The following is a 26,517-nucleotide window of genomic DNA, read 5'->3' as shown; positions in this document are numbered from 1 at the left end:
TTCACTGACATTCGTCGTTTAATTTGTTTTTTTTTGATAGACTTCATGCAGCATTTTTTAGGGTAGTCGCATGTCGATACGGGATGAGCGTAAACAGCAGAGCCGCCAGGCACTTTTGGATGCCGCGCTGGCGTTAAACACGTCTGGACGCTCTTTCAGCAGCATCAGTTTGCGTGAAATTGCACGCCATGTCGGTTTGGTACCAACGGCATTCTACCGTCATTTTCAGGACATGAATGAGCTGGGACTAGAACTGGTTGATCAGGTTGCCCTGCATTTAAAAGGTATTTTTCATCAGCTGGGACAAGCCTATATCTATCAGCCAGATACCGAAACCCAAATCAGCCTAGACCTGTTTTTTCAGGCAGTTGAACATCATCCTGAACCGTGGGTATTTATGATTGCCGAACGCTGGGGTGGATCAGAAGTGATTCGCCAGGCGATTGCCCGGGAAATTAATTTTTTAATTGAAGACCTGGCTAATGATTTGGGTCAAATTGAGGCCATGCAGCACATTGGTAATACCCAAGACCTGCAAGTATTTTCTAATATTTTAATTAACTTGTCTTTTACCTGGGCCATGACCTGGATGGACATTAGCCGGAAATATCAGGCTGAAGAACGTATAGAACAACAAAAACAGTTTAAGCTGCAAACCATGACTCAAGTGCATTTGATTTTCCGTGGCATCTCCAACTGGGACCCTTCCAAAGATTCGGTCTCTTCATAATTGAATAACGACCAGATGTAAAAAAACCGCCATGATGGCGGTTTTTTTAGAACCTGTTGCTTATTTGGCTTTACGCTCTTTTTCTACCAGATAGCTGAGCACTTGCGTGACTTTGGCATCTTCACCTTGCACCACATATTTACCATTGACCACAACCGCAGGCACACCACTGAGTTGATATTGCTGTGCCAACTGTTTGGCTTGCGCTATTTTTGAAGTAATAACAAATGAATTAAACATGCTGTTGAATTTGGCTTCAGGCACGCCATATTTTACAAAGAACTTGGCTTGGGATTTTTGATCAAAAATCTGCTGGCCACCTGCATGAATGGCATGGAATAAAGGCAAGTGAGTTTTCTTACGAACGCCTAATGCTTCAGACACATAATAGCCACGCGCGCCCTGCTCCCAGACAGGATTCATTGCCGCCGGAGTACGCACGAAACGCACATCTTTAGGTAATTTTTTCAGCCAGGTCTGCATATGCGGCTCTAAGCGATAGCAATGCGGGCAGCCATACCAGAAGAATTCACGCACTTCAATTTTTCCAGGAACTTCAACCTTAACCGGATTGGCCACCACGGTGTAATCTTTACCTGCAACAAAATTGGCTGCCATTGCAGTACCGGATAAGGCAAAAATAGCCGTTGCTACACTACCTAAAAGAAATTTTTTCATTGACCTTATTGTCCTCTAAATCGTTATGCTTAATTTATGCGATCACTATAAATCAATTATGCCGAATTCGTTTTCATTCTGTGAACTTTTTTACGGCATTTATCGCTTTTTTTAGAATTAACGCTACACTAAGCTTCTGTAACTTTTTTAAATTATAATGACTTGATTGAGGTGATACCGATGTCGCAATTGAATGTTGATCCACAAGAAATTGCCAAATTTGAAGCATTCGCTGCCATATGGTGGGATCAGCATTCTGAGTTCCGCCCCTTGCATATGATCAATCCGCTGCGTTTAAACTGGATTGATGAGCATGCTGGCGGTCTCAGCGGTAAAAAAGTGCTCGATGTCGGTTGTGGTGGCGGTATTCTGTCGGAAAGCATGGCGCGTCGTGGAGCCAATGTTTTGGGTATCGACATGGGTGAAGCGCCATTAAATGTAGCCCGCATTCATGCCGAACAGGAAGGCGTGCAGAATATTGAATATCGCCAGGTTCCGGTAGAACAGTTGGCCCAGGAACAGGCCGGACAATATGATGTGGTGACCTGTATGGAAATGCTGGAGCATGTTCCAAATCCGGCATCAATTATTCAGGCCTGCCAAACCCTGGTCAAACCGGGCGGCCATGTGTTCTTCTCGACCATTAACCGTAATCCAAAGTCTTATCTGTTTGCCATTATTGGCGCGGAATACGTTCTGCGTATGCTCGCTAAAGGCACCCATGATTACAGCAAGTTTATCAAGCCTTCCGAGCTGGCGCATGATATCCGGGCAGCAAATCTGAAACTGAAAGACATGACCGGCCTGCATTACAACCCGCTGACCAAACGTTACTGGCTGGCACCAAATGTCGATGTGAACTATATGGTTTATACGGTAAAAGAAGGTGCCTGATGAAAGCTGTACTGTTTGACCTGGATGGCACCTTAATTGACACTGCGGCTGACTTTATTCGCATTATTCAGGACATGTGCCGCGACAAACCCTGTGACATCGTGGCCGCGGATTTAATTCGTACCCAGGTCTCTGAAGGTGCACGGGCCATGGTGAAACTGGTCTATCCGGAACTGGAAGTGGAAGATCCGGTATTCCTCGCCCATCGCCAGCGCTTTTTGGATTTGTATGGTGAAGATATTGCGGTAGAGACCGATCTGTTCGAAGGCATGCATTCCTTGCTAGAACAACTGGAAAGTCAGGATATTCCTTGGGGCATTGTCACCAACAAGCCTCGCTGGCTCAGTGAGTCCCTGCTTCAGGCACTCAATCTGACCGAACGCTGTGCGGTTCTGGTTTGCCCGGAAGATGTCAGCAACACCAAACCCGATCCGGAACCGATGTATCTGGCGGCCAAGCAAATTCAGGTACGACCTGAAGATTGTATTTATGTGGGTGACCATCCGCGTGACATTGATGCAGGCCGCAATGCCAATATGTACACCATTCTGGCAGGCTATGGCTATTTACCATTGCAACACAAAGATAACTTAACAGCATGGCAGGCGGATTGTATAGTGAAGACAGTTGCAGAATTACATCAAGTGATTAATCAACTAGTCGGCGTAAAACAAGATCATCATTCACTCATTTCATAACGACATAACAATATAAACGAGGAGGTATGCAATGAAATATTCAGAATATCAGCCTCGCCCCGATCTGTTAAAAGATCGCATTATCCTGATTACAGGTGCGGGCGATGGTATTGGCCGTGCGGCTGCAATAAGCTATGCCCTGCATGGTGCCACTGTAGTGCTGCATGGACGTACCCTAAACAAGCTTGAAGTCATCTATGATGAAATTGAAAGCCTGGGTGCACCACAACCGGCTATTCTGCCTTTGCAGCTCTCCAGTGCCTCTCCTCGTGACTATGAGTTACTGGTCGATACTTTAACGCAACAGTTCGGTCGCCTAGACGGCATTTTGCACAATGCCGGGATTCTGGGAGAGCGTACCGAACTGGCGCATTACCCGGTAGATGTCTGGGATGATGTGATGGCTGTGAATCTGCGTGCTCCCTTTATTTTGACCCAGGAACTGCTGCCCTTACTGGCAAAGTCCGAGCATGCTTCGGTGGTATTTGCCAGTTCCGGTGTCGGACGTGAAGCACGGGAACGTTGGGGCGCTTATTCAGTATCCAAAATTGCCATTGAAGCAGTGAACCAGATTTTTGCCAAAGAAAATGTCTATCCGAATGTGCGTTTTAACTGCATCAATCCGGGTGCCACCCGTACCGCCATGCGTGCCAAGGCTTATCCTGAGGAAGATCCAAAAACCTTGGCGACACCGGAAAGCATTATGCCGGCTTACCTCTATTTAATGGGGGATGACAGCCTGCATTTGAATGGTCAAAGCATTGATGCACAAGACTGATCTCTAAAAATAAAAAAGGGAGCTCTATATGCTCCCTTTTTTATTGCAGACTTAAATTTTTAAAAACTCAGAACTGTACTTTCGCTATTTAAGGCTTAAATCGTATTTTTAGATAATTTTTACAAAAATATTCGTTTTTATAAATTAAAAGAATGCCGCTATGCTGAACAGCATTCAAAAACATTCAGTATGAGGAAGCTCAACATGGCAGATCAAAAACGTAAAATTGAAACGATTCGTTGTATTGAAAAACTACAGCTTTCAAATACTTTGATCATCGGTCTGGATGATGTCAAACAGGCAGAAGCAATTGCTGAGGCTGTCAACTCACTACAAGGCCTGGTGGAACAATGGAACTAAAAGAAAACTATATAGAACTGTCGAACCCAACCCGCTGTTCAGCCCATTGCTTAGAACATTGTTAAATCAGTCAACGTGATCTCAAAACTTTGATACAAAGTTTTCCTCAAGCAAAAGTTTTTTAATATTTAATAGCGCTATAAAATTGCTGAAGATTTTTAAATGATGAGATATTTTCCCATAATATCCTTATTATCTCTGCATTTTTTAAGAAATGCATGATTGATCTTCACAGTTTCTCTGCAATTATTTTGTACATTAACATCAGTGAAATTAATACTTTTTTTTATGAGGGTTCAACATGAAAAAGATTTTGACTGTTTTGGCAATTTCTTTCAGTGCTTTGATGGCAAGTAGTGTCAGCCTTGCCGGACCTCATGAAAAAAACAATAATTATCGTGGCTGGGATCAATCCGATCAGCCAAAATTTAGCCGCGGTCGCGATTTTCGTGAAGATGACGATGACATGCAAGACAAACGCCGTATGCGTGAAGAACGCGGATTCAAGCGTCTACAACAGCATAAATGGCAACCGGGCTATGTGATGCCACAGCATTATCGTGGCGATGGCTACAAGGTCGACTATAAAAACCATGACTTGCCCAAACCATCGCGTAACCAGCAATGGTACAAAATCAATAATGACTATATTTTAGTGGATACAGACAGCAATAATATTGTACGCATTCAAGGATTCTAAACGCCGTTTTAAATGCTCCATGCCCAAACTCCAGTTTGGGCTTTTTTATTTTTGCACTTTTATGGTCAAGCCTATCCCTTTATCTCTATAACTTTCAGTCTTTTACAATCTTCTTTTTTTCTCCATCAATTTCACAATTCAACTAAGATTCCAACATCGTTTATCTCGACTTTTCCTCTAATTTTGAATCATCGAAAACATCTTCCTAAATGATCCAGGGTGAAAGTAATGAAAAAAATTCTGACTACAATTGCGCTTTCTTTATCTGCATTGATGGCAACTTCAGCGATGGCAGCATCAGACCATCGCTATGATGATCATCAGCGTTATCAGCAGGCACACTCACAACATGACCAGCGCTGGGACAACAACAACCGTTATGACCACAACCGTTGGGACAATAACAACCGTTATGACAGCAAACGAGTAAACCCAAGCCGTGACTGGCGTGCAGGCCAAAACTTCCCGCGTGTATTTAGCTCATCCAGCTATAAAGTTAGCGACCGTGAAGCACGCCGCTTACCGAATACCAACCGTTATCAACAGTGGTATAAAATCAACGGCGACTATGTGTTAGTGAATGAACGTACCGACCGTATTGTGCGCATCATCAACTAAAACCGGCCTAAGTTTCCTCTTCCCTAAAAAACACCTGAATTCAATTCAGGTGTTTTTTATTTTTTAGCTTTCCCCCCGTCATTTTTTGATTAGAATCAAGGAAGGAAATTTTTTAATTTTGAGATAGGTATGCAAACGAATTCATCTGAAACATCACAAAGCACAAATTTACAATATGTGCATTGGTTTCGACATTCTGCACCCTATATCAATGCCCACCGCAACAAAACCTTTGTCATCATGTTTGATGGTGAGGCGGTGCAACATGAAAATTTCCAGCATATTATTCATGACATTGCTCTGCTGCATTCTTTAGGCATTCGTCTGATTCTGGTGCATGGTGCCCGTTCTCAAATCAACCAAAACCTGAAAACCAGCGGCATTCAAACCCCTTTCCATAATCACCGCCGCATTACCACACGAGAATCCTTAAGCTGCGTCATGAATGCGGTGGGATCTATTCGCCTGCAAATTGAAGCCCTGCTTTCCATGGGACTCGCCAACTCACCCATGTACGGCGCCCGTATTGATGTGATCTCGGGCAATTTTGTCACGGCCAAACCCTATGGCATTCGGGACGGTGTGGATTTCCAGCTCACAGGTGAAGTGCGTACCGTCGATACCGACGCCATTCAGAGACATCTGAAAAACCACAATATTGTATTGCTGGGTCCAACCGGTTATTCCAGTACCGGTGAAGTGTTTAACCTGGTGGCAGAAGAAGTCGCGACCAATACCGCCATTCTGCTAAAAGCCGACAAGCTGATCTTTTTGGGGAAACAGCAAGGTCTGGTCAATGAATTTGGACAATTGCAGCGTGAAATAGCCCCGCATCAGCTGGATCGGCAGATCCTGCAATATCAGGATTCCAATCCCGATATTGCCCTGCAATTACGCGGTGCCAAAAACGCCTCACTGCAAGGGGTACATCGTGTGCATCTGATTTCTTATACTTACGATGGCGCCTTGCTGGAAGAACTGTTTACCCGTGACGGTGCAGGCACCATGATGACCGATGCCCATTATGAAGATGTGCGTACGGCGACCATTCAGGATGTCGGCGGCTTGATGAATCTGCTTCGTCCACTGGAAGCTGAAGGCATTCTGGTGTATCGCTCACGTGAACGATTAGAAAGTGAAATTGAACAGTTTTCCGTGATTGAACGGGACGGAATGATTCTGGCCTGCGCCGCGCTGTATCCTATTCCAACCTCAGCCAATGAAATTAAATCGGCGGAGATTGCCTGTGTCGCGGTCGATCCAACCTATCGCAAGTCCAACCGCGGCAGCCAGATTCTGCATTACCTGGAAGACAAGGCCAAAAGCCTGGGCATTCAGCAGCTGTTTGTACTGACCACACGTACTGCACACTGGTTTGTCGAACATGGTTTTGAAGCGGCCAGTGTGGATGACCTGCCCAATGCCCGTCAGGCGCTGTACAACTATCAACGTAATTCTCTGGTCTTTAAAAAGTCACTTTAAGTCACTACGGTCCCATAGTTGAAGTCCATGTATTAGATTCGCGAGTGTGGCAGGGATGCCACACATTCCCCATCACGACAGGATGTCGTGTATGGGGAATAAAGACTTTTGTCTACTTTTGGTCTGTCAAAAGTAGGGTTTAGCCTACACAGAGCCACTTAAACTTTTAAAGAAAAGACAAGGCTATGAAAAATATAAATATCAAATATTTAAAGATAACAAATCATCATGGTGGTTCAGTATTAAAATAAAATTCAAATTATGGGACAGCAGTGCACTTGAAGTGGCTTTTTTTATGCCTGCTATAGCTTTATTTTTTATATCTTTATCTATGCTTTTGCGAAATTTTTGACGATTTTCTTATGCTGTATTTAAATAACGTTATACCCGCATAAGATTTAGAATTTAAATTATTTAATATCAATATCTTAATTAAATAAAACTGGATATTGAATTGTCCTGATAAATCACATTTCTGCATAAGTTTTTCTTTTTTTTATTTATCTTTTTTCCTCATTAGAAATTTATCTTTTCTTATTTTTTTCGAAAAAGAAAAGGCTTTAGCGTATGTGTTCAATATTCAACACTTCCTTATTGCGGAGCACACATACATGAGCGCCATTCAAGCAAAATTCTGGGCGAAATCACTGGTCCTTTCTTCAGTAGTTGCTGGCGCAATGATGATGTCAGGTTGCGGAAAAAAAGAAGCTGAAACAGTCACGTTAAATATCGGCTTTCAAAAGTATGGCTTGTTACCGATTATTAAAGAACGTGGCACTTTAGAAACGGCGTTGAAAGATCAGGGCGTCAATGTGAAATGGGTAGAATTCCCAGCCGGTCCTCAATTGCTTGAAGGCTTAAATGTCGGCAGTGTTGTATTAGGTGAAGCAGGTGAAGCGCCGCCTATTTTCGCACAGGCTGCCAATTCAAATCTGGTTTATATCGCCAACCAGCCGGAAGCACCTAAAGCTGAAGCCTTGATTGTGCAAAAAGATTCAGCCATTCATAGCATCCAGGATTTAAAAGGCAAACGTGTTGCACTCAATAAAGGCTCGAATGTTCATTATCTACTGTTAAAAGTGTTACAAGCCAACAAGCTCACCCTAAATGACATTCAGGTGGTGTACTTGCCGCCTTCGGACGCACGCGCAGCCTTTGAGAAAGGTGCAGTCGATGCCTGGGTGATTTGGGACCCGTTCTTTGCGGCTGCAGAAAAGCAGATTGGTGCTCGTGTCATTGCCACAGGTGAAAACCTGGTCAGTAACCATCAGTTTTATCTGGCTGACCGCAAATTTGCCGAGCAGCATCCAGATGTGCTGAAAGCGGTGGTGAATGAACTCAACACCACCACACAATGGGTATCCCAGCATCAGGACGAAGCCGCCAAGCTGCTGGAAAAACCAACAGGACTGTCTAAAGATATCCTGAAAACGTCCATTTCCCGCATGGGCTTTGGGGTACAACCGATTTCTAATGAGGTGGTGCAAAAGCAGCAATATGTTGCCGATGCCTTTTATCAGCAGAAACTGATTCCAAACAAACTCAATATTCAATCCGCGATTTTGGCGAAGTAAATCATAAATAAAACCTAGGGGATTTAACATGACTCAGCATCAGCTACACAACAAAGCAGCCACATGGTTCAAGACCTCCAGTCATGGCATGAATGCCATGTTAATTGCTTGTTCGATGTTGGGTTCAGGTGCCGCCTGGGCTGTTGATCCTTCAGTGAAACAGCTTCGTGTCGGCTATCAAAAATCTTCTGTCAATCTGGTGATTGCACAACAGCAAAAGTTATTTGAACAGGAATTTCCCAACGCCAAAATCAGCTGGAATGAATTTCCGGGCGGTCCACAAATTTTAGAGGCCCTAGCCGTCGGTTCTGTAGATATCGGTTCAACCGGCGATACGCCGCCTGTCTATGCTCAGGCAGGCAACAAGCCACTGCATTATTTTGCTTATGAAACGGCAAAACCTTTGGCTTCTGCCATTTTGGTGCCAAGCAACTCCAAAATTACCCAGCTCCGCCAGTTGAAGGGCAAACGTATTGGGGTTCACCGCGGTTCAAGCTCACATTATCTATTGGTGCAGGCAGTACGTAAGGCCGGTTTGCAATGGACAGATGTTCAACCGATCTGGCTCAGTCCGGCTGATGCCCGTGCGGCTTTCCAGAAAGGTGCGATTGATGCCTGGGCCATTTGGGACCCGTACTATGCTGCGGCACAACTGGAAGATAAGGCCAAGGTACTGACCACAGGGAAAGGCTTAAGTCCAAATTACACCTTCTATCTGGCTTCAAATGATTTGGTTAAGAATCATCCTCAGGCACTTAAAGGCATTATCAAGCAGCTTAATGTTGCCGATAAATGGGTACAAAGCAACAAGGCTGCGACTGCAAGCCTGTTTGCTCAAAGCACCGGTCTGAAACCGATTGTCAGCCAGACTTTTATCCAGCGTCGTCCTAACCCGTCTGGTGCTGCTCTGCTCAGCAAAAAAGTGATTGCTGATCAGCAAGAGCTCGCCAACCGTTTTAGCGAACTCAAGATCATTCCGAAATCTATCAATATTCAGCAAGCCGTTTGGGCAGGCAAATAATCTAAGGATCAATGCAATGAAAATTTTCTGGTTTATTCCTACGCATGGTGACAGTCGTTATTTAGGCACAAGCAAAGGCGCCCGTCAGGTCGATCATGCTTATATGAAACAGATTGCCGTCGCGGTAGATAACCTGGGTTATGAAGGCGTACTCATTCCAACCGGCCGTTCATGTGAAGATCCATGGATTACCGCTGCCAGCCTGATTGATGCCACTAAAAATTTGAAATTCCTGGTGGCATTACGTCCAGGCGTTACCACACCGGCACTGGCTGCACGTATGGCAGCAACTTTTGACCGTTTGTCTGGCGGTCGCGTTCGGCTGAACCTGGTCACCGGTGGTGATGAGCAAGAGCTTAAAGGTGACGGCGTGTATGAAGATCACGCGACGCGCTATAAAACGGCGGCTGAATACACCACCATCTGGCGTGAAATTTTAAAACATTCACATACTGGTGAAAGTTTCACTTTCCACGGTGAACACTTAAGTGTCGATGACGCAAAACTGCTTTATCCGCCAATACAACAACCTTACCCGCCACTTTGGTTTGGCGGTTCTTCCGATGCAGCCGTGGAATTGGCCACCGACCAGGTCGATACTTACCTGACTTGGGGCGAACCACCGGCAGCAGTAAAAGAAAAAATTGAAAATGTCAGAGCCAAAGCTGCCGCCAAAGGCCGTAGTTTAAGTTACGGTATCCGTTTACACGTGATTGTGCGTGAAACCAATGAACAGGCATGGGCTGCTGCTGAAGAGCTGATTCAGTATGTGGATGATGCAACCATTGCTGCTGCACAACAAAAATTCAAGCAGATGGATTCAGTCGGCCAACGCCGTATGGCTGAACTGCACAACGGTGACCGTACTAAACTTGAAGTATCTCCAAACCTTTGGGCAGGTGTAGGCCTGGTTCGTGGCGGTGCAGGTACAGCATTGGTGGGTGACCCTGAAACGGTTGCTGCACGCATTCAGGAATATGCGGACTTGGGTATTGATACTTTTATTTTCTCAGGCTACCCGCATCTGGAAGAGTCTATTCGTTTTGCCGAACTGGTGTTCCCGCTGTTGCCTTTAGAAACCCGCAAGAAACTGGCTCAACCGAACTTGACCGGTCCTTTTGGTGAAATCGTAGCAAATAACTATGTTGCTGATGAGGCCAAGAAGGAAGTGAAACATCAGGAGCCGGCTTAATGAGCAAAAGCATTTCTGCGGGAGCCTTGGAGAAACCCAAGGTTTCACGTGGAACACAATTTGGGCAGCGTTTGCTGCCCTGGTTGTTCCCGATTGCACTGATTGTCATCTGGCAAATTGCCTCCAGTACCGGGCTATTGGAAAGCCGTATTCTACCTGCACCGACGGCGGTCGTAGCTGCATTCTGGCAGCTGCTGATCAGTGGTGAACTTTGGCAACACGTAAAGGTGAGTGCCGGACGTGCCCTGCTCGGTTTATTGGTCGGTGGTGGTTTGGGTTTATTACTCGGCCTGCTCAATGGCTCTTCGAAGACGGCATCGACTCTGCTGGATACCACGTTACAGATGATCCGTAATATTCCGGCTTTAGCCTTAATCCCTTTGGTGATTTTATGGTTCGGGATTGATGAATCTGCCAAGCTGTTTCTTGTGGCTGTAGGGGTATTTTTCCCACTCTATATCAATACCTATCACGGCATTCGTTCAGTCGATCCGCAGCTGATCGAAATGGGTAAAAGTTACGGCTTAACGCGCTGGCAGTTATACAAAGAAATTATTTTACCGGGTGCGATGCCTTCGATTCTGGTCGGTTTACGCTTTGCACTGGGTCTGGTCTGGGTACTGCTGATTGTGGCCGAAACCATTTCCGCACAATCCGGTATTGGTTATATGACCATGAATGCGCGTGAGTTTTTACAAACTGACGTGGTCTTGGTAGGGATTTTACTGTATGCCCTGCTGGGCAAACTGGCGGATGTATTGGCCGTCGTTTTAGAAAAATACCTGCTGCGTTGGCACGCTGGCTATCAAAAATAAGGAATAAGACATGACTGATTTAAGCATCGGGCGTCATGTATCTGAAGAACGCTCAATATCGCAACAACCTGACCCTACAGATATCAATCCTAACGCTGTGGTGGGTGCAGAAATTCTGATCGAACAGCTGCACAAATTCTATGGCGAAGTGAAAGTTCTGGAAGATCTGGACCTGCACATTCAACCGGGTGAATTCCTGGCCATTGTCGGACGCAGTGGCTGCGGTAAAAGTACCCTGCTGCGTCTGATTGCCGATCTGGAACAACCGAGCTATGGCGAAATCAAGTTTAAATCAGCACGTCATATTCGCGAAGGCATCACCAGCGATGACATTCGGGTCATGTTCCAGGACCCACGACTGTTGCCGTGGCGTAGCATTGAGCAAAATGTACAATTGGGTTTAGCCAAAGAACAGCAAGCCAACGCTTCTGCACTACTGGAAAAAGTCGGCTTGAAAGAAAAGGCCGGACTCTGGCCATCACAACTTTCAGGCGGTCAGCGTCAGCGTACTGCACTGGCCCGAGCCTTATCGCATAAACCTCGCATTTTGCTGCTTGATGAGCCTTTAGGTGCGCTGGATGCACTCACCCGTTTGGACATGCAGAACCTGATTGAAAAACTCTGGACTGAACAGGGCTTTACCGCCATTTTAGTCACTCATGATGTCAGTGAAGCCGTACAACTGGCCGACCGGATTATCCTGTTAGATAAGGGGCACATTGCCCAGCAGTTTAAAGTGGATTTGCCTCGACCACGTAAAAAAGATTACTCATTTACCGAGCTGGAACAGCAAGTATTAAAGGCTGTATTGGCAACCTGAGCATGCAACACGGCGATAACGAATCTAAACGATCCGTTATCCTTCCTCGGTTTATGCATCTTTTAGTCCAGCTTAAACATACTCTTTAGTTTTTTTAAAACTGCACCAAATCTAAACACAAAAAACCAGTCGTATCATTTACCAAAAAAATCAATCCCATTTAATCATTTATATAAGAAATGCAATCATTGCCTATCGGTAGGTTCTATAGGATTTTTAACTCATTAAATAGCTAACCTACAGAATAAACTATCAATTATGATAAAAATGCAATTTTTAGTAATGCACAAATCTGTCGATTTGCCGTACAATTTGCCTTTCCCCTTTAATTTTTTTAAATTTGCCAATGGAACAAAAAAAGAGTACACAAAAAAGACATCAATTGCTAAATGCTGCACTCGATGTATTTTCCCTTTACGGTTTTAATGGGGCAAGCTTAGACGAGATTGCTCAGATTGCTGAAATGCATAAATCGAATATTTTCTATTATTATGAAAATAAAGAAGCTTTATATGTAGAAGTGCTCACCACCGTTCTACAGAAATGGCTTGCGCCACTGCAAATGCTGGAATCAGAGTTGGAACCTGAAGAAGCGATTACCAATTATTTATTGCAAAAAATTGAAGTGTCACGTACTCAACCGAAAGCATCCCGCCTGTTTGCGCTGGAAGTGATCCAAGGTGCACCCCATATTTTGCCAATTCTAAAAGGTCCTTTAAAGAAACTGTTTAAGCGCAAGGCTAAAGTGATTAGCGTATGGCAGGAACAGGGGAAAATTGCCAAAGAAATTGATCCTGAACTGCTGATTTTGAATATTTGGGCATTGACGCAAAACTATGCAGATTTTGCCACGCAAATGGAAATGGTCACGGGTAAAACCTTACGCAACCGCAGTATGCAACAACGTTGTATTCAACATACTGTACATATGATGTTATATGGCGTCATTCCTCGTTCATAACTGTTAAATTATCCTCAAGGATAATTTTGGCATACGACCATAGCCTTCTATGGTCGCCAAATTACTACTGTTACCCATCTTATTTTATCGTTTGATATAATTCTGACAGTTTTTTCGCACCCAACAATAAATTTTCTTCCCAATCCAGATGCGCAGTTTCATTGGCCCCATCGGTAATATATTTTACAGAAACGAATCTTACCCCCAGTTTTTTACAGACTTTGGCCATGGCATAGCCTTCCATATCGACCAGATGGCATGGTACTTTGGGTAAGCCTGTTTCAAAGCTGTCCCCTGTTCCGCAGATACCCTGAGGCAAATGCTGAAAATAGGACTGCAAATGAATTTCTGCCGGATGATCCTCATCCATAGGCGTAACCCCGACTGCAAAACCAAGCGGGGATACATCCATGTCCCGTTGCACAAAGGTGCTGACTTCTACCAGTTCATGCGCATTAAAATGCGAACTTCCGGCGGTACCCAAATTGAGCAGGGTCTTGCAACCAGTCTTGTGAATCACCTCGAAGGCTTTAAATGCCGCATTGACTTTGCCTATACCGCTGTAATGGACTTCGATACCTGCCTGTTCAAACAGACCTTTAGATTCACTGGGCAAAGCCATAATTAAAGCCAGATCAGACATAGCAAAACCTTATCGATGCGCAAATTTAAAATTGTGCACATTAGAAAAGAATTACCAATTAAGTGCAAATTTAAAATCATAAGCACGTTCCCGTACAAAAATTTGATCCCCCGATTCACTTGAATATTTAAATTTATTTTTCTTGTCATCACCGATTTCGAAGCCATTCCATGCAATGAATCTTCTGGATGCAGATTTTTTCAAATACTATTTTTGCAAGAAATTTAATATTTTTTTGTATGAAAACACAACAACAAGACGAACGCGTAAGATTATGGCAATATATAGCCCTGATAACTTTTCACTTATTGATTCGCCCATGAAGCTGCTCCGCCTGAATGCTTTAGCGCCCAATTTTCAATTGCCAAAAACGGCCGTAACCATTGGTAATTTTGACGGTGTACATTTGGGCCATCAGGCAATGATTAGCCAGTTAAAACAGCTGGCAGCCGCAGAAAATTTAAAAACGCTGGTGATGATTTTTGAGCCGCAACCTCTGGAGTTTTTTAAGGGTTATGATGCTCCTCCACGTATTACCTCACTGCGTGAAAAAGTGGAATATCTGACTAAACTGGGCGTGGACTACATTGCCGTTGCAAAATTTGATAACCATTTCCGCAGTCTAAATGCTGAAAGCTTTGCTGAACTGTTAAAAGTAAAACTTAATGCAGAACATCTGGTTCTGGGCGATGACTTCCACTTTGGCAAAAACCGTCAGGGCAATAGTGAATTTTTAACAGCCTATGGTTTTCAGGTCACCAACTTAACTACGGTTGCACTGGATGGTGAACGCGTCAGTTCGACCCGTATTCGCCAGACCTTGCAAGCAGGCGATTTAGCCCTTGCTGCCAAATTACTTGGCCGTCCCTATAGCATCACCGGTCGGGTACAATACGGTGACCAGATTGGACGAACCCTTGATTTTCCAACCATTAATGTCGCGCTAAACCGTCATAAACCGTGCTTGAAAGGCATTTACGGCGTAGAGGTGATGTGTGAAACCCTATCGTTAAAAGATAAAGTGAAAGCCGACAATCCTGAAAAATCAGGCATTGCAGGCTATGAACCTACCGCCCTGTTCGGTGCCGGACATGTCGGTACCCGACCGGCCATCAAACAAGTCCATCCGGAATGGCGATTAGAAGTACATTTTCCTGATGTTTCTGCTAATCTGTATGGCCTGTTAATGCGGGTGACATTCTTGAACTATTTACATGGCGAAAAGGACTACCCTTCGCTTGAAGCATTAAAAGCCGGAATTGATGACGATGTTGAGAAACTGCTTGAGTTTCGACAAAACACGCCGCATTTTCCCTTTTAAATCCCAGATTTTTTATTGTAAAACGCGTCAGCCTCAGACTGATTAAATTGGAAGACAACTTGCATGAGCGATAAGCAAACTCCTGAAAATGCAGTGGATTATAAAGCCACGCTAAACCTCCCAGGTACTGAATTTGCAATGAAAGCAAATCTGGCAGTACGTGAAGCAAAATGGTTAGAAGAGTGGTATGCCGACAACATTTATCAGCAGATTCGTGCATCGCGTATTGGCAAGAAAAAATATGTGCTTCATGATGGCCCTCCGTACGCAAACGGTCAAATCCATTTAGGCCATGCCGTCAACAAAGTCCTTAAAGACATCATCATCAAAAGCCGCGTGATGGATGGTTATGATGCCCCTTATGTTCCGGGTTGGGACTGTCACGGTCTGCCTATTGAACTGAAAGTTGAAGAAAAAGTCGGCAAAGTCGGCGTGAAAGTCGATGCCGCCACTTTCCGCAAGCACTGCCGTGAGTATGCCTACACCCAGGTTGAATTACAGAAAAAAGACTTCGTGCGTATGGGCGTGTTCGGTGACTGGGATAACCCCTACCTCACCATGAACTTCAAACAAGAAGCCGACATCGTGCGTTCATTAGGTGCAATTGCCAAAGCAGGCCATATCGAACCGGGTTTAAAACCGGTGAACTGGTGTCTGGACTGTGGTTCGGCATTGGCTGAAGCTGAAGTTGAATATGAAGACAAAAAATCAGACGCGATTGACGTCGGTTTCAGCGTGGTTGATTTAGCAGACCTATCTGCACGTTTAGGCGTTCAAGTAACTGACTGCACTGACATCGTGATCTGGACCACAACACCTTGGACATTACCTGCCAACCAGGCCGTTGCCCTGCATGCTGAAATTGAATATCAATTGGTCAAAGCACGTGGTGAAGATAAACAACCGCAAAACTTTATCTTGGCCAAAGATCTGGTTGAATCTGCGACTGAACGTTATGGCTTTAGCACTGTTGAAGTGATTGCCGATTTTACCGGCGCAAAACTTGAAAACCTGCAACTGCAACATCCGTTAATCGCTGATCGTCAAGTACCGGTCATCCTGGGTGAACACGTCATTGCAACCAGTGGTACAGGGGCAGTACATACCGCGCCAGGCCACGGTGTGGACGACTATAAAGTCGGCCTATTATACAACCTAAAAGTCGATAATCCGGTCGGTGGTAATGGTGTTTACCTGCCAACTTCACCTATTTTTGCCGGTGAACACATTTATAAAGCCAATCCAAAAATCATTGAAGCATTAAGTGAAGCGGGCAAACTTTGGGCGCATCACCCAATCAAGCATAGCTACCCACACTGTTGGCGTCATAAAACCCCGATTATCTTCCGTGCTACCCCACAATGGTTCATCAGCATGGATGCCAAAGGCTTACGCCAAGGTGCTTTGAATGCCATTGAAAATGACATCAGCTTCGTACCGGATTGGGGTAAAAACCGTATCCAGGCGATGATTGAAGGCCGTCCGGACTGGTGTATCTCGCGTCAACGTACCTGGGGCGTGCCAATTCCGTTCTTCGTGCATAAAGACACCAACGAATTGCATCCGCGTACCCCTGAACTGATCGAAGAAGTTGCGAAGCTGATCGAACAGGAAGGCATTGATGGCTGGTACAACCGTGAAGCGAAAGACTTCATCGGTGATGATGCTGAACACTACAATGCGGTACGCGATACGCTAGACGTGTGGTTCGACTCAGGTACAACGCACTACGCGGTATTACGTGAACGTGAAGAACTGCAAGACCCTGCTGATTTGTACCTTGAAGGTTCAGACCAGCACCGTGGCTGGTTCCAGTCTTCATTGTTGACTTCAATTGCGATTAACGAGCGCGCACCGTATAAAGGATTGTTGACTCATGGCTTCGTAGTCGATGAAAAAGGCCGCAAGATGTCTAAATCACTGGGTAACATCATTACCCCGCAAGACATCATTAAAGACATGGGTGCCGATGGTCTACGTTTCTGGATTGCATCTGCCGACTACCGTTATGAAATGACTGCCGGTAAAGAAATCTTTAGCCGTGCATCGGATGGTTACCGCCGTATCCGTAACACGCTACGTTTCTTGCTGGCCAACCTGAATGGCTTCCAGCCTGCAACGGATGCTTTGCCAGTCGATCAATTGATCGCGCTGGATCAATACATCCTGCAACGTGCTGCGGACGTACAAAAAACCATTCAGCAAGCGTATGAAGATATGAACTTCCATATCGTCACAAATGCCTTGACTAACTTCTGTATCAATGACTTGGGTGGTTTCTATCTCGACATCATCAAAGACCGTCAGTACACCACCAAAGCGGATTCACAAGCCCGTCATTCTGCACAAACTGCCTTGTATCACCTGGTACAAGCCTTTGTTCGCTGGATGGCACCGATCTTGAGCTTTACTGCTCAAGAAGCTTGGCCTTTAATTCCAGGTCAAAGCGAGAAATACGTGTTCACTGCCGAGTGGTATGACATTCCAGTCGCTTCAACAGCCAACCTGGTTTCAGAAGCTGACTGGCAGACTTTAATTAGCGTTAAATCTGCAGTCAACAAGCAAATTGAAGCAGCACGTAATGCCAAACTGATTGGTTCTAACCTGTCTGCCAAAGTTGAACTTTGGGCGAATGCTGAATTGAAAACGGTACTGGATCAGTTAGGTGACGAATTACGTTTTGTCCTGATCACCTCTCAAGTTACTGTAAATGCCTTTGATGCAGCGCAAGGTGAAGCCACTGATCTGGAAGGTTTACGCGTCAAAGTCTCTGCAGCCGATGGTGAGAAATGTGCACGCTGCTGGCATGTACTGCCTGATGTGAATACACATCATGAACATCCAGGCCTTTGTTCTCGCTGTATTATTAACCTTCCTACAGGTCAAGGCGAAGAGAGAAAGTATGCCTAATCCGCAAAATAAAAAGGGCTTATTCCAGTTCTACCCGCACAATCTGGTGTGGGTCGGATTATCCATTGTGGCAATTATTCTGGATCAATGGACCAAATGGTTTGCAACGACGCATCTGAATTATGCAGATCCGGTCCCTGTACTGCCCTTTTTAAACTGGACATTGCTACATAACTATGGCGCAGCCTTTAGTTTCCTGTCCGATGCCGGTGGATGGCAACGCTATTTCTTTACTTCACTGGCAGCATTAGTGTCTGTAATTTTTGTATTTTGGCTGATGCGTATGCCAAAAAAAATTGTGATTTTACCTATGGCGATTGCCCTGATTCTGGGTGGCGCCATCGGTAACCTGATTGACCGGGTAACCTTGGGTTATGTGGTCGATTTTATTCACGTTTACTACAATAACAGCCACTTTCCTGCTTTTAATATTGCCGATAGTGCCATTACCGTGGGGACTATCTTGCTCCTGATCGATACGTTTTTCCTGGAAAAACACCGTATTCAACGTGCGGAAGCGCAACAAAATGACTGATTTTATTAATCCAAATGAAGAAACCCGAATTGCAGAAGGCTCTAAAGTCGAGCTGCATTTTTCGGTCGCCATTGAAAATGGTGTGGAAATTGACAACACCCGTAGTCGTGAAACGCCTGTCAGCCTGGTAATGGGTGATGGCAGTTTATTGCCGGGTTTCGAAAAAGCCCTGTTTGGTCTACGTGCCGGGGACCGTCGTACCGTGAGTCTTCCACCAGAAGAAGCTTTTGGTCCATGGAATGCTGAAAACGTACAAAAGTTTGACACCGTTAAATTCGAACAGCCTCCTGTTGTGGGTCATATGATTGAATTTGAAGATAAAGCCAAGCAAAGTCTATTTGGTGTGGTGAAATCAGTCGGTGAAGATATTACTGAAATTGATTTTAATCACCCGCTTGCAGGCAAGGACATTACCTTTGAAGTGGAAATCTTTAAAGTGACCCCTGCTGGTCAGCAAGCTATTAAACTGATGTAAAAGATCATCTAACGCATGATTTTTTAAAAGCTCCTTCGGGAGCTTTTTTATTTTCTGCTTACAGCGATAGTTAAAGATACAAATCCTTAATATTCAATAAATAATATTCATAATAAGTTAAAGATGACAATTCAAAAAATCTAGGATCTATACATGAAAATATATATTGTCGTGGGTAGCGTGCGTGAAGGTCGGACTGCCATTAAAGTGGCACGTTGGGTCAAGCGCAGTATTGATCAGGCCAATTTGAGTACGGTTCAGGCAGAACTGGTTGATTTAAAAGAATGGAATCTGCCAATTTTTGCCGGCAGCCATCCTCCCTTGACCGGCATTTATGATCAACCCAAACAGCAGGACTGGGCAGACAAGGTTGCTTCGGGCGATGCCTTTATTTTTATCAGTCCTGAATATAATCATGGTTATAGCCCGGCGCTTAAAAATGCCCTCGATTACGTCGGTAAGGAATGGCAAGGTAAACCGGCTGCCTATATTGGCTATGGTGCAACCAATGGCTCCCGTTCCATCGACCAGATTCGCCAGGTCGGAACGCAACTTGGCTTAGTGGACAGTAATGCAGTGATTGAAATTCGCGATATTTTTTCACGTAATAAAACCGAAGAATTTGAACCGAATGAGTTTGATGAAAAAGCTTTAAAAAGTGTACTGGATAAACTGATTCAATACGTAAGCACTTGATACCTAGAAAATCGTTGTACGTTTAAGCTTACAAGAGTTGAAGAATATATCTACTTTTCACACATTATCTTTCACGATATATTTAACTCATACCGAGACAGGAAGTCTCTAAACTTACAACTAGAAAGATAAGTGATATAACAGCAGGATGCTGCAAGGTACGACAGGAGTTATACCTTAGAAAGAATATAAAAAACCTCGACAGGATGTCGGGGTTTTTTCTTTATGCATGATGCTGATCGGGCTGAGTATTTAGCGAAACCTTCAACTTAGACGATTAAAGTTTACATGCTATTGAAACTTCAAACTCTATAATCACAAGCATAGAAAAATGAGGAATCATTAGAATAACCCTCAGAATTATTCCAGCCATCCTCAACAAAATAATAAAATGGAACGCTCAAGACAAGCAGACCTTTTTTGATGCCATGTACCTAACGTGATGTCCTGTGACTACAATGACAGAAAGGTGATGTCACCCTTGTGGTTAATATCAGGATTGCCGATTGGGGCATGAATGGCAAACAAGGCAACCGTAAACTAATCCAGATTCAGGCCAATCCGTTTAATACGGATGAACATTACGCAGCCTGATTCAATATTGCCTACGCAAAGGCATCAAAATGAAATCCATCAAATGAGGCTGTGCTGAATTAAAAAAATTAAGATTGAACATATTTTTGATTTATGAAAGATATCTATTAATCACCTTATTTCGCAGTCATTTTCAGCAGTCTGGCATTGTTACCATCTTCCAGCACCCAAATTGAACCATCCGGGGCTTCCAGCAAATCACGGATACGTTGCTTCATATCCACGCGCTGTACTTCAGTCACAGGTTTCATCGCCGTATCTACTACCACAATCGCTTTGGAAGACAAGCCACCAATCAGGGCCTTATTTTTCCATGCTGGAAATTGGGAACCGTTATAAAAAATCAGGCTGGATGGGGAAATGACAGGTGTCCAGCTGATTTCAGGTGCTTTAAATTCAGGACGGGTATGATGGTCAGGAATATCTCTGCCATCATAATGATCGCCATTTGAAACCAGCGGATAGCCGTAATTTTCACCTTTTACAATCAGATTCAGTTCATCCCCGCCTTTCGGTCCCATTTCCGCCACCCAAAGTTTTCCTTGCACATCAAATGCAATGCCTAATGGATTACGATGCCCCAACGACCAGACTTGTTTTGCAATCTCGCCCTGATCGCTAAACGGATTACCTGAGGCAGGTGTGCCATCCTCATTTAAACGCAATATTTTGCCTAAATTGGATTGCATATTTTGCGCAGGATCAAACTTCTGGCGTTCACCCGAGCTAATCCATAACTTTCCATCCTGACCAAACAGGAGCCGATGGGCATAATGTCCCTGTCCTGGTACTTTAGGTACCTGTTTCCATATGGTTTTTAAATTTTTAACTTGCGGTTGCTGACTATTAGATAAATCTAATTCACCACGTGCCACCACAGCCCCGTAGCCCCCCTGTCCTGCTTCGGCATAACTGAAGTAAATGATATGGTTCTGTTCAAATTGTGGATGCAAGGCGATATCGCCCAAGCCGCCTTGCCCGCCATAGGCCACTTTAGGTAGGCCTTTGACTTCAACTTTTTGTCTGGTTTTGGGGTCAAATAGCTGTAACTTTCCCTTTCTTTCAGTGACCAGTAAACGGCCATCCTTCAGCCCTGTCATGGCCCAGGGTTCATTAAATTCTGCGATGCGCGTCAGTTTATACCTTTGATTGACTGAACCTGAAGAAGGTTTGGAAGTTGCAGTTTCTGCGGCTGACTTGGATGCCGGACTTACAGCGTCAGTTTGTGCATTGCATGCGGTTAAACCTGATGTACTGATCAATATGATGGTGCTCAGCATATGCTGTCGGAATATTTTCATTCTGATTATCCTCTGCCATTCAAAGAGCTCACCCGTTTTATTCTAAGTACAATATTGAAAATCACTATTTTTTATTGGTAACAAACTTTCATTTGGTCTGGTGGGTTATGTAAGACATAGCGTACACAAAATGGTTCTATTGGCCTCTATCTGCCTCAAGATAAATGTCTTATTCTAAATTCATAAGGAAACAGGACGTTTCCCAAACAGAAAACAACAATAATAAAGTTTGAGCATCAGGATGTGAGGTACGACAGCAGTTATACCTAGGCAACCCATATAAAGAAGCCCTATCAGGATGATGGGGCTTCTTTTTTATCAAGATAATCCTTTTAAGCTTTTAAGGTAAGCTACGACTTCTTTATTGCCTGCCATTTCAGCAAGCTCTAAAGCCGTATAGGTACTGCGATGATCAATATCTGCACCTTTACTGATCAATAGTTTAACGACTTCTAAATGATCATTTTCAGCTGCTGCCTGTAAGGCGCTATAGCCTTCTTCATCCGCAGAGTTGACGTCCAGGCCTTCTTGCAAAGCCTGCTCAATCTGATCAATATCACCAAGAGATGCCCAATACACCAGTTCAGGAAGATGCAGTTCGTCATCATCTTCAGGGATTGGAGAGATAGAATTAAATTGCATTTTGATACGCCTTTTTATGTTCAGAAGTAACTACTAGTTCCAATAAGTTTGTGCAAAACCTGCATCATCAGCCAAATATAAATCCATTTTTGCCTTATATTTCCGTCCATCTAAATCTTGATAAATAATTAGAATAGGAAATCTAGCATTAGGTATCCATGAATTATTATGCCCCAAATGCCAAAAGGCATTCGTAATGACTCTGTTATTGGCTAAGACAGGTACTGAAATATCATTAAAAAAACATCTTAATGCATCAGGAGGTATATCTCGACTCAAAGAAGCATTTATTACATCTTCTTTTTTTACAATAAAAGAAATATCTTTTGCAGGTCGATTCCCAGTATTTTCGACTAACAAATTTAACGCGATTCCATTATTGTCCCCATCATGTGTTGTCACCCTTGCTGTAAGCAAAGGTCTATTGGCATTTCTCCATGCATAGACAGCAAATGATAAAGATAGTAAGGAAATGATGACTGAGAAAATACTAATTAAAATGGATGTTGTCATAAAAATACATTGTCTTTTTTATAAAATTAAACTGTAAACACTCAAAAGAAAAGCCTCCTTTCGGAGGCTTCTTTTTAAACTTAACTTTTAAGCTTTAGACACTGCCGGTTCAGCTGAACCAATCTTTTCAGACTCATCGTCATGCATAATCAATGCCACTGCAATCGCAGTAATTAGCACCGGTAAACCGACTGCAATAAAGTTGAAATGTGCCGGTAAGTTCATACCGAGTAAGCCACCAATCAGGATCGGTCCTACAATCGCACCCATACGACCAATCGCAGACGACCAGCCAATACCGGTAGAACGTACCGCAAGTGGGTAGAACTGCGCAACATAGCTATACAGCAACATTTGCGAACCAATCGATGCTGCACCCGCCAGGAACACCAAGATGTAAAGCAGGAATTGGTTAGACGCAAAGCCCATTGAGCTCATCACAACCGCACCCATCATACCGAGGACCATCAATACAGGTTTCAAGTGGAAACGGTCTGCAAGAATACCGCCACCCACAATACCGACAACTGCACCGACATTCATCACCATCATGAACATCAGGCTGTTATCCATTGAGTAACCTGCCGCCATCATCAGCTTTGGTAACCAGCTGCTCAAGGCATACATGGTCAGTAAGCAGGTGAAGAACGCAACCCAGAACAATAAGGTATTGGTTGCACGGCCACGACGGAACAGGCTCACTACGTTTGCCGCTTCAGGTACACTTTCCTGTGGCAAAGTAAATGTGGTTTGATCCGTAACCTTGGTATTTGGCGACAAGCGACGCACAATACGACGTGCTTCAGCCTGCTTGTTTTGCTTTACCATAAACGCTAAAGATTCAGGCAAGAATTTCCAGATTAAAGGCAGTAAAAATAAAGGAATACCTGCAATAAAGAACATGATTTGCCAACCAAAATCAGGCGTAAACCATGAACCTAATAATGCCGCCATCACACCACCAACCGCATAACCGCTAAACATGGTGGTCACAAGTGTGCTGCGCATTTTTTGTGGAGCATATTCAGAAGTCAGTGCCACCAGGTTCGGCATCACACCACCAATACCCAGACCGGCAAGGAAGCGTAACATACCAAATTCAGTTGGATTCGAGGCAAAACCACCAGCAAAGGTCAAACCACTGAATAAAACAATACAGATCATGATGACTTTCTTACGACCAATCTTGTCCGCCAGGGAACCAAAGATCATCGCACCAAACATCATGCCTGCAAGAGCTGTACTGGCAAGCATTCCCGCTTGAACGGCACTGAGGCCCCAGTCCTTCATTAATAGTGGTAAAGTTACACCATTAATTGCCAAATCATAACCATCAAATAAAATTACCAGTAAACACCAAGCAACTACATTGAAGTGAAAAGGCGTAAATTTCGCATTGTCGACTACAGAATTTATATCTACAGTTTCCATTGTCATCGTTCTCATCTCCCATGAGTACTTGTCCGTAACATCCTTTAAATATTCGGCTGAATATTTAATTCGACGCAATATACGCAAGCCGGATTTAACGCACAATAAGACTAATTGATATTCTTCTATGATCACTGAAATAACATTTATTTGATTGATATATCACATTATTATTAGATTAATTTATGATCATTTTTATAATTAAATTGGGCTATTCAGGCCTTCTAGCTCGATTATTTTTTTGATTGGTTTAATCTTTTATGAAATAGCATAAAAAAACCTCTTCATTTGAAGAGGTTTAGATATTTTTGAAATATTTAACGCTTAAAGATTCTGATCACAATACGATCATTGGGCTTTTAGAGTGTTCAGTTTTTTCACCGCTAATGGATCAGCTTTTACCACTTTGTCTTGACGAACAATCAATGCTACCGCAAGTGCCACAACAATTACCGGTAAACCGACTGCCATAAAGTTAAATTGATGTGGCAATTCCATACCCAGCAACATTCCAATCAGGATTGGTCCGATAATCGCACCAGTACGTCCAACTGCAGAAGCCCAGCCAATACCCGTTGAACGTACGGTTAGCGGATAATACTGTGCGACATAACTATAAAGCAAAATTTGTGAACCAATCGCGGATGCACCAGCAACTGCAACCAGTAAATAAATCACAGGTTGTGGAGATTTAAAGCCAAGTAAAGATAAAGCCACAGCACCTGATAAACATAAAGTAATAATGACTGGTTTTAAATGGAATTTATCTGCAAGAATACCGCCACCAACTGTACCGATTACCGCACCAATATTCATCGCAAGTAGGAACATCAAGCTGTTATTCATTGAGTAACCTGCTGCCATCATCAGCTTTGGCAACCAGCTGCCCAACGCGTATAGCGTTAACAGACACATAAAGAATGCAAGCCAGAACAACAGCGTACTGCCTGCACGCCCCTGCTTAAACAAGCTGCTGACAAAAGCAGGTTCAGAAATTTTAACTTCACTCAGTTCAAATTTAGTTTGTGCATTCAAGACTAAATTTGCGCTAAGACGCTGCAAGATATTTCGTGCATGTTCATCCTTTTGAGCCTTGACTAAAAAGGTTAACGATTCAGGCAGAAATTTCCAGATCAGCGGTAACAGCAATAATGGTACGCCTGCAATAAAGAACATAATTTGCCAGCCAAAATTCGGAGTAAACCAGGCACCAAATAGCGCTGCCATTACACCGCCTACCGCATAGCCACTAAACATCGTGGTGACCAGTGTTGCTCTTAAACGCTGCGGAGCATATTCTGAAGTTAAAGCAACAAGGTTGGGTAATACCCCGCCAATGCCCAACCCTGCAAGGAAACGTAAAGCACCAAACTCTGTTGGATTTGAAGCAAATCCACCCGCAAAGGTAAATCCACTAAATAACACCACGCAGGTCAGGATCACTTTTTTACGGCCAATTTTATCCGCCAAAGTACCGAATAGCATCGCGCCAAACATCATGCCTGCAAGAGCTGTACTGGCCAGCATTCCCGCTTGAACAGCACTGAGGCCCCAGTCCTTCATTAATAGTGGTAAAGTTACTCCATTAATTGCCAAATCATAACCATCAAACAGAATAATTACCAAACACAAAAACACGACCTTAAAATGAAAGGTCTTAAATTCAGCTTTATCAATAACATCATTTACATTGACTGTATTCATTGCCATATCCCCACCTCCTGTGAGTTTTAATTCATTGTGATTACTACGACACAGCACATGACCTGTAATCTTTTTATTATTTTTAATGATTTATAGCAGCATGCTTTCGTAACTGACTCAGTTGAACACAGCCATTTTTGAGTAAACACTCTACTAAAGTATTAAAAATGACCAAAATCCTAGACCCTTGGGTTTAGTTTTTAACCATTCTTAAATTGACAATTTTGAATTTGAATCAATAAAAGCAAAATTGAATTATTCTTTTTGAATTACATCTTTTTCTTTACCGATAAAAAAAGCCCCCTCATTAGAGGGGGCTTTTTAAGGAATAATGAGCTGGCGATGACTTACTCTCACATGGGTAATCCCACACTACCATCAGCGCTAAGAGGTTTCACTTCTGAGTTCGGGAAGGGATCAGGTGGTTCACT

At 43.7% G+C, this 26,517-nt stretch carries 26 protein-coding genes and 1 rRNA gene; 19 read left to right on the top strand and 8 right to left on the bottom strand.

The window, feature by feature from the left end; genetic code table 11:
- The first annotated feature begins 70 nt into the window (after positions 1 to 70).
- Positions 71 to 730 carry a TetR family transcriptional regulator gene (locus ACE01T_RS04055; RefSeq protein WP_180043143.1) on the top strand — a complete coding sequence of 220 codons (660 nt, stop codon included), beginning with the start codon at positions 71 to 73 and terminating at the stop codon, positions 728 to 730.
- Positions 731 to 790: 60 nt separating this feature from the next.
- Here the strand turns inward: ACE01T_RS04055 and ACE01T_RS04050 are convergent, their stop codons facing one another.
- A complete protein-coding gene (locus ACE01T_RS04050; protein ID WP_180043142.1) occupies positions 791 to 1,408 on the bottom strand; it encodes a thiol:disulfide interchange protein DsbA/DsbL in 618 nt (205 codons plus the stop codon).
- A 180-nt stretch (positions 1,409 to 1,588) separates the two neighbouring features.
- On the opposite strand from ACE01T_RS04050, the gene ubiG reads away from it, so the two are divergent.
- From ubiG to ACE01T_RS03985, 13 genes are all read left to right on the top strand, one after another.
- A complete protein-coding gene (gene ubiG / locus ACE01T_RS04045) occupies positions 1,589 to 2,302 on the top strand; it encodes a bifunctional 2-polyprenyl-6-hydroxyphenol methylase/3-demethylubiquinol 3-O-methyltransferase UbiG (RefSeq protein ID WP_166170527.1) in 714 nt (237 codons plus the stop codon).
- Positions 2,302 to 3,000, top strand: coding sequence for an HAD family hydrolase (locus ACE01T_RS04040; protein WP_180043141.1), 699 nt, complete (start codon positions 2,302 to 2,304; stop codon positions 2,998 to 3,000). Before ubiG ends, ACE01T_RS04040 begins: the two co-directional genes overlap by 1 nt.
- Positions 3,001 to 3,031: 31 nt before the next feature.
- The gene (locus tag ACE01T_RS04035) at positions 3,032 to 3,778 is read left to right on the top strand and encodes a YciK family oxidoreductase (protein WP_086196593.1); all 747 of its coding nucleotides are present in this window, start codon (positions 3,032 to 3,034) and stop codon (positions 3,776 to 3,778) included.
- Positions 3,779 to 3,982: 204 nt separating this feature from the next.
- A complete protein-coding gene (locus ACE01T_RS04030; protein ID WP_180044009.1) occupies positions 3,983 to 4,138 on the top strand; it encodes a hypothetical protein in 156 nt (51 codons plus the stop codon).
- Between the two features lie 301 nt (positions 4,139 to 4,439).
- Entirely contained in the window at positions 4,440 to 4,838 is a 399-nt protein-coding gene (locus tag ACE01T_RS04025; RefSeq protein ID WP_086196594.1) for an RcnB family protein, read from the top strand.
- 228 nt (positions 4,839 to 5,066) lie between these two features.
- Positions 5,067 to 5,456 (top strand): RcnB family protein, encoded by a 390-nt coding sequence (locus ACE01T_RS04020; protein WP_180044007.1) that lies wholly within the window; start codon positions 5,067 to 5,069, stop codon positions 5,454 to 5,456.
- A 129-nt stretch (positions 5,457 to 5,585) separates the two neighbouring features.
- Complete coding sequence (argA, locus tag ACE01T_RS04015) at positions 5,586 to 6,938, top strand: amino-acid N-acetyltransferase (RefSeq protein ID WP_395518793.1); 1,353 nt, start codon at positions 5,586 to 5,588, stop codon at positions 6,936 to 6,938.
- Positions 6,939 to 7,549: 611 nt separating this feature from the next.
- On the top strand, positions 7,550 to 8,512 hold the full coding sequence (locus ACE01T_RS04010; RefSeq protein WP_180044003.1) for a sulfonate ABC transporter substrate-binding protein: 963 nt from the start codon (positions 7,550 to 7,552) through the stop codon (positions 8,510 to 8,512).
- Between the two features lie 28 nt (positions 8,513 to 8,540).
- On the top strand, positions 8,541 to 9,533 hold the full coding sequence (locus tag ACE01T_RS04005; protein ID WP_180044001.1) for a sulfonate ABC transporter substrate-binding protein: 993 nt from the start codon (positions 8,541 to 8,543) through the stop codon (positions 9,531 to 9,533).
- Between the two features lie 16 nt (positions 9,534 to 9,549).
- On the top strand, positions 9,550 to 10,725 hold the full coding sequence (gene ssuD / locus ACE01T_RS04000; protein WP_180043999.1) for an FMNH2-dependent alkanesulfonate monooxygenase: 1,176 nt from the start codon (positions 9,550 to 9,552) through the stop codon (positions 10,723 to 10,725).
- Positions 10,725 to 11,540 (top strand): aliphatic sulfonate ABC transporter permease SsuC, encoded by an 816-nt coding sequence (gene ssuC / locus ACE01T_RS03995; RefSeq protein ID WP_395518792.1) that lies wholly within the window; start codon positions 10,725 to 10,727, stop codon positions 11,538 to 11,540. The genes ssuD and ssuC overlap by 1 nt, the downstream gene beginning before the upstream one ends.
- Before the next feature lie 10 nt (positions 11,541 to 11,550).
- Positions 11,551 to 12,360: an ABC transporter ATP-binding protein gene (locus ACE01T_RS03990; protein WP_180043995.1), complete on the top strand. Its 810-nt coding sequence runs from the start codon at positions 11,551 to 11,553 to the stop codon at positions 12,358 to 12,360.
- Between the two features lie 346 nt (positions 12,361 to 12,706).
- On the top strand, positions 12,707 to 13,321 hold the full coding sequence (locus ACE01T_RS03985) for a TetR/AcrR family transcriptional regulator (RefSeq protein ID WP_086196602.1): 615 nt from the start codon (positions 12,707 to 12,709) through the stop codon (positions 13,319 to 13,321).
- Between the two features lie 79 nt (positions 13,322 to 13,400).
- Here ACE01T_RS03985 and ACE01T_RS03980 read toward each other — a convergent pair whose 3' ends face one another.
- On the bottom strand, positions 13,401 to 13,964 hold the full coding sequence (locus tag ACE01T_RS03980) for a 5'-methylthioadenosine/S-adenosylhomocysteine nucleosidase family protein (RefSeq protein WP_166170507.1): 564 nt from the start codon (positions 13,962 to 13,964) through the stop codon (positions 13,401 to 13,403).
- Between the two features lie 319 nt (positions 13,965 to 14,283).
- Between ACE01T_RS03980 and ribF the strand changes: the two genes are divergently transcribed.
- The 5 genes from ribF to ACE01T_RS03955 all read left to right on the top strand — a co-directional run bounded on the left by ribF (position 14,284) and on the right by ACE01T_RS03955 (position 19,901).
- Positions 14,284 to 15,285 carry a riboflavin biosynthesis protein RibF gene (gene ribF / locus ACE01T_RS03975; protein ID WP_395518791.1) on the top strand — a complete coding sequence of 334 codons (1,002 nt, stop codon included), beginning with the start codon at positions 14,284 to 14,286 and terminating at the stop codon, positions 15,283 to 15,285.
- A gap of 63 nt (positions 15,286 to 15,348) precedes the next feature.
- Positions 15,349 to 18,195 carry an isoleucine--tRNA ligase gene (gene ileS / locus ACE01T_RS03970; protein WP_395518790.1) on the top strand — a complete coding sequence of 949 codons (2,847 nt, stop codon included), beginning with the start codon at positions 15,349 to 15,351 and terminating at the stop codon, positions 18,193 to 18,195.
- Positions 18,188 to 18,730 (top strand): signal peptidase II, encoded by a 543-nt coding sequence (gene lspA, locus ACE01T_RS03965; RefSeq protein ID WP_086196606.1) that lies wholly within the window; start codon positions 18,188 to 18,190, stop codon positions 18,728 to 18,730. The genes ileS and lspA overlap by 8 nt, the downstream gene beginning before the upstream one ends.
- On the top strand, positions 18,723 to 19,205 hold the full coding sequence (locus tag ACE01T_RS03960) for an FKBP-type peptidyl-prolyl cis-trans isomerase (protein WP_395518789.1): 483 nt from the start codon (positions 18,723 to 18,725) through the stop codon (positions 19,203 to 19,205). The genes lspA and ACE01T_RS03960 overlap by 8 nt, the downstream gene beginning before the upstream one ends.
- Positions 19,206 to 19,358: 153 nt before the next feature.
- Positions 19,359 to 19,901 (top strand): NADPH-dependent FMN reductase, encoded by a 543-nt coding sequence (locus ACE01T_RS03955; RefSeq protein ID WP_166170499.1) that lies wholly within the window; start codon positions 19,359 to 19,361, stop codon positions 19,899 to 19,901.
- Positions 19,902 to 20,611: 710 nt separating this feature from the next.
- Here ACE01T_RS03955 and ACE01T_RS03950 read toward each other — a convergent pair.
- The 6 genes from ACE01T_RS03950 to rrf form a co-directional block, all read right to left on the bottom strand.
- On the bottom strand, positions 20,612 to 21,796 hold the full coding sequence (locus ACE01T_RS03950; protein ID WP_395518788.1) for a PQQ-dependent sugar dehydrogenase: 1,185 nt from the start codon (positions 21,794 to 21,796) through the stop codon (positions 20,612 to 20,614).
- A gap of 318 nt (positions 21,797 to 22,114) precedes the next feature.
- On the bottom strand, positions 22,115 to 22,438 hold the full coding sequence (locus ACE01T_RS03945) for an ankyrin repeat domain-containing protein (protein ID WP_395518787.1): 324 nt from the start codon (positions 22,436 to 22,438) through the stop codon (positions 22,115 to 22,117).
- A 33-nt stretch (positions 22,439 to 22,471) separates the two neighbouring features.
- Complete coding sequence (locus ACE01T_RS03940) at positions 22,472 to 22,951, bottom strand: DUF8453 domain-containing protein (protein ID WP_349928166.1); 480 nt, start codon at positions 22,949 to 22,951, stop codon at positions 22,472 to 22,474.
- Between the two features lie 87 nt (positions 22,952 to 23,038).
- The gene (locus ACE01T_RS03935; protein ID WP_166170489.1) at positions 23,039 to 24,388 is read right to left on the bottom strand and encodes an aromatic acid/H+ symport family MFS transporter; all 1,350 of its coding nucleotides are present in this window, start codon (positions 24,386 to 24,388) and stop codon (positions 23,039 to 23,041) included.
- 342 nt (positions 24,389 to 24,730) lie between these two features.
- Complete coding sequence (locus tag ACE01T_RS03930) at positions 24,731 to 26,092, bottom strand: MFS transporter (RefSeq protein ID WP_180174282.1); 1,362 nt, start codon at positions 26,090 to 26,092, stop codon at positions 24,731 to 24,733.
- Between the two features lie 328 nt (positions 26,093 to 26,420).
- A 5S ribosomal RNA gene (gene rrf / locus ACE01T_RS03925) occupies positions 26,421 to 26,517 on the bottom strand; the annotation flags it as partial.

It is taken from the genome of Acinetobacter uliginosus, from assembly GCF_044130295.1.
GTDB lineage: Bacteria > Pseudomonadota > Gammaproteobacteria > Pseudomonadales > Moraxellaceae > Acinetobacter.
Note: the sequence above shows the minus strand (reverse complement) of the source record. Positions and strands in the feature narration are given on the sequence as shown.

Bases quoted from the DNA above. Each gene is read 5' to 3' on its own strand.
- ACE01T_RS04055 (WP_180043143.1), top strand. From the start codon at position 71: ATGTCGATACGGGATGAGCGTAAACAGCAGAGCCGCCAGGCACTTTTG.
- ACE01T_RS04050 (WP_180043142.1), bottom strand. From the start codon at position 1,408: ATGAAAAAATTTCTTTTAGGTAGTGTAGCAACGGCTATTTTTGCCTTA.
- ubiG (WP_166170527.1), top strand. From the start codon at position 1,589: ATGTCGCAATTGAATGTTGATCCACAAGAAATTGCCAAATTTGAAGCA.
- ACE01T_RS04040 (WP_180043141.1), top strand. From the start codon at position 2,302: ATGAAAGCTGTACTGTTTGACCTGGATGGCACCTTAATTGACACTGCG.
- ACE01T_RS04035 (WP_086196593.1), top strand. From the start codon at position 3,032: ATGAAATATTCAGAATATCAGCCTCGCCCCGATCTGTTAAAAGATCGC.
- ACE01T_RS04030 (WP_180044009.1), top strand. From the start codon at position 3,983: ATGGCAGATCAAAAACGTAAAATTGAAACGATTCGTTGTATTGAAAAA.
- ACE01T_RS04025 (WP_086196594.1), top strand. From the start codon at position 4,440: ATGAAAAAGATTTTGACTGTTTTGGCAATTTCTTTCAGTGCTTTGATG.
- ACE01T_RS04020 (WP_180044007.1), top strand. From the start codon at position 5,067: ATGAAAAAAATTCTGACTACAATTGCGCTTTCTTTATCTGCATTGATG.
- argA (WP_395518793.1), top strand. From the start codon at position 5,586: ATGCAAACGAATTCATCTGAAACATCACAAAGCACAAATTTACAATAT.
- ACE01T_RS04010 (WP_180044003.1), top strand. From the start codon at position 7,550: ATGAGCGCCATTCAAGCAAAATTCTGGGCGAAATCACTGGTCCTTTCT.
- ACE01T_RS04005 (WP_180044001.1), top strand. From the start codon at position 8,541: ATGACTCAGCATCAGCTACACAACAAAGCAGCCACATGGTTCAAGACC.
- ssuD (WP_180043999.1), top strand. From the start codon at position 9,550: ATGAAAATTTTCTGGTTTATTCCTACGCATGGTGACAGTCGTTATTTA.
- ssuC (WP_395518792.1), top strand. From the start codon at position 10,725: ATGAGCAAAAGCATTTCTGCGGGAGCCTTGGAGAAACCCAAGGTTTCA.
- ACE01T_RS03990 (WP_180043995.1), top strand. From the start codon at position 11,551: ATGACTGATTTAAGCATCGGGCGTCATGTATCTGAAGAACGCTCAATA.
- ACE01T_RS03985 (WP_086196602.1), top strand. From the start codon at position 12,707: ATGGAACAAAAAAAGAGTACACAAAAAAGACATCAATTGCTAAATGCT.
- ACE01T_RS03980 (WP_166170507.1), bottom strand. From the start codon at position 13,964: ATGTCTGATCTGGCTTTAATTATGGCTTTGCCCAGTGAATCTAAAGGT.
- ribF (WP_395518791.1), top strand. From the start codon at position 14,284: ATGAAGCTGCTCCGCCTGAATGCTTTAGCGCCCAATTTTCAATTGCCA.
- ileS (WP_395518790.1), top strand. From the start codon at position 15,349: ATGAGCGATAAGCAAACTCCTGAAAATGCAGTGGATTATAAAGCCACG.
- lspA (WP_086196606.1), top strand. From the start codon at position 18,188: ATGCCTAATCCGCAAAATAAAAAGGGCTTATTCCAGTTCTACCCGCAC.
- ACE01T_RS03960 (WP_395518789.1), top strand. From the start codon at position 18,723: ATGACTGATTTTATTAATCCAAATGAAGAAACCCGAATTGCAGAAGGC.
- ACE01T_RS03955 (WP_166170499.1), top strand. From the start codon at position 19,359: ATGAAAATATATATTGTCGTGGGTAGCGTGCGTGAAGGTCGGACTGCC.
- ACE01T_RS03950 (WP_395518788.1), bottom strand. From the start codon at position 21,796: ATGAAAATATTCCGACAGCATATGCTGAGCACCATCATATTGATCAGT.
- ACE01T_RS03945 (WP_395518787.1), bottom strand. From the start codon at position 22,438: ATGCAATTTAATTCTATCTCTCCAATCCCTGAAGATGATGACGAACTG.
- ACE01T_RS03940 (WP_349928166.1), bottom strand. From the start codon at position 22,951: ATGACAACATCCATTTTAATTAGTATTTTCTCAGTCATCATTTCCTTA.
- ACE01T_RS03935 (WP_166170489.1), bottom strand. From the start codon at position 24,388: ATGACAATGGAAACTGTAGATATAAATTCTGTAGTCGACAATGCGAAA.
- ACE01T_RS03930 (WP_180174282.1), bottom strand. From the start codon at position 26,092: ATGGCAATGAATACAGTCAATGTAAATGATGTTATTGATAAAGCTGAA.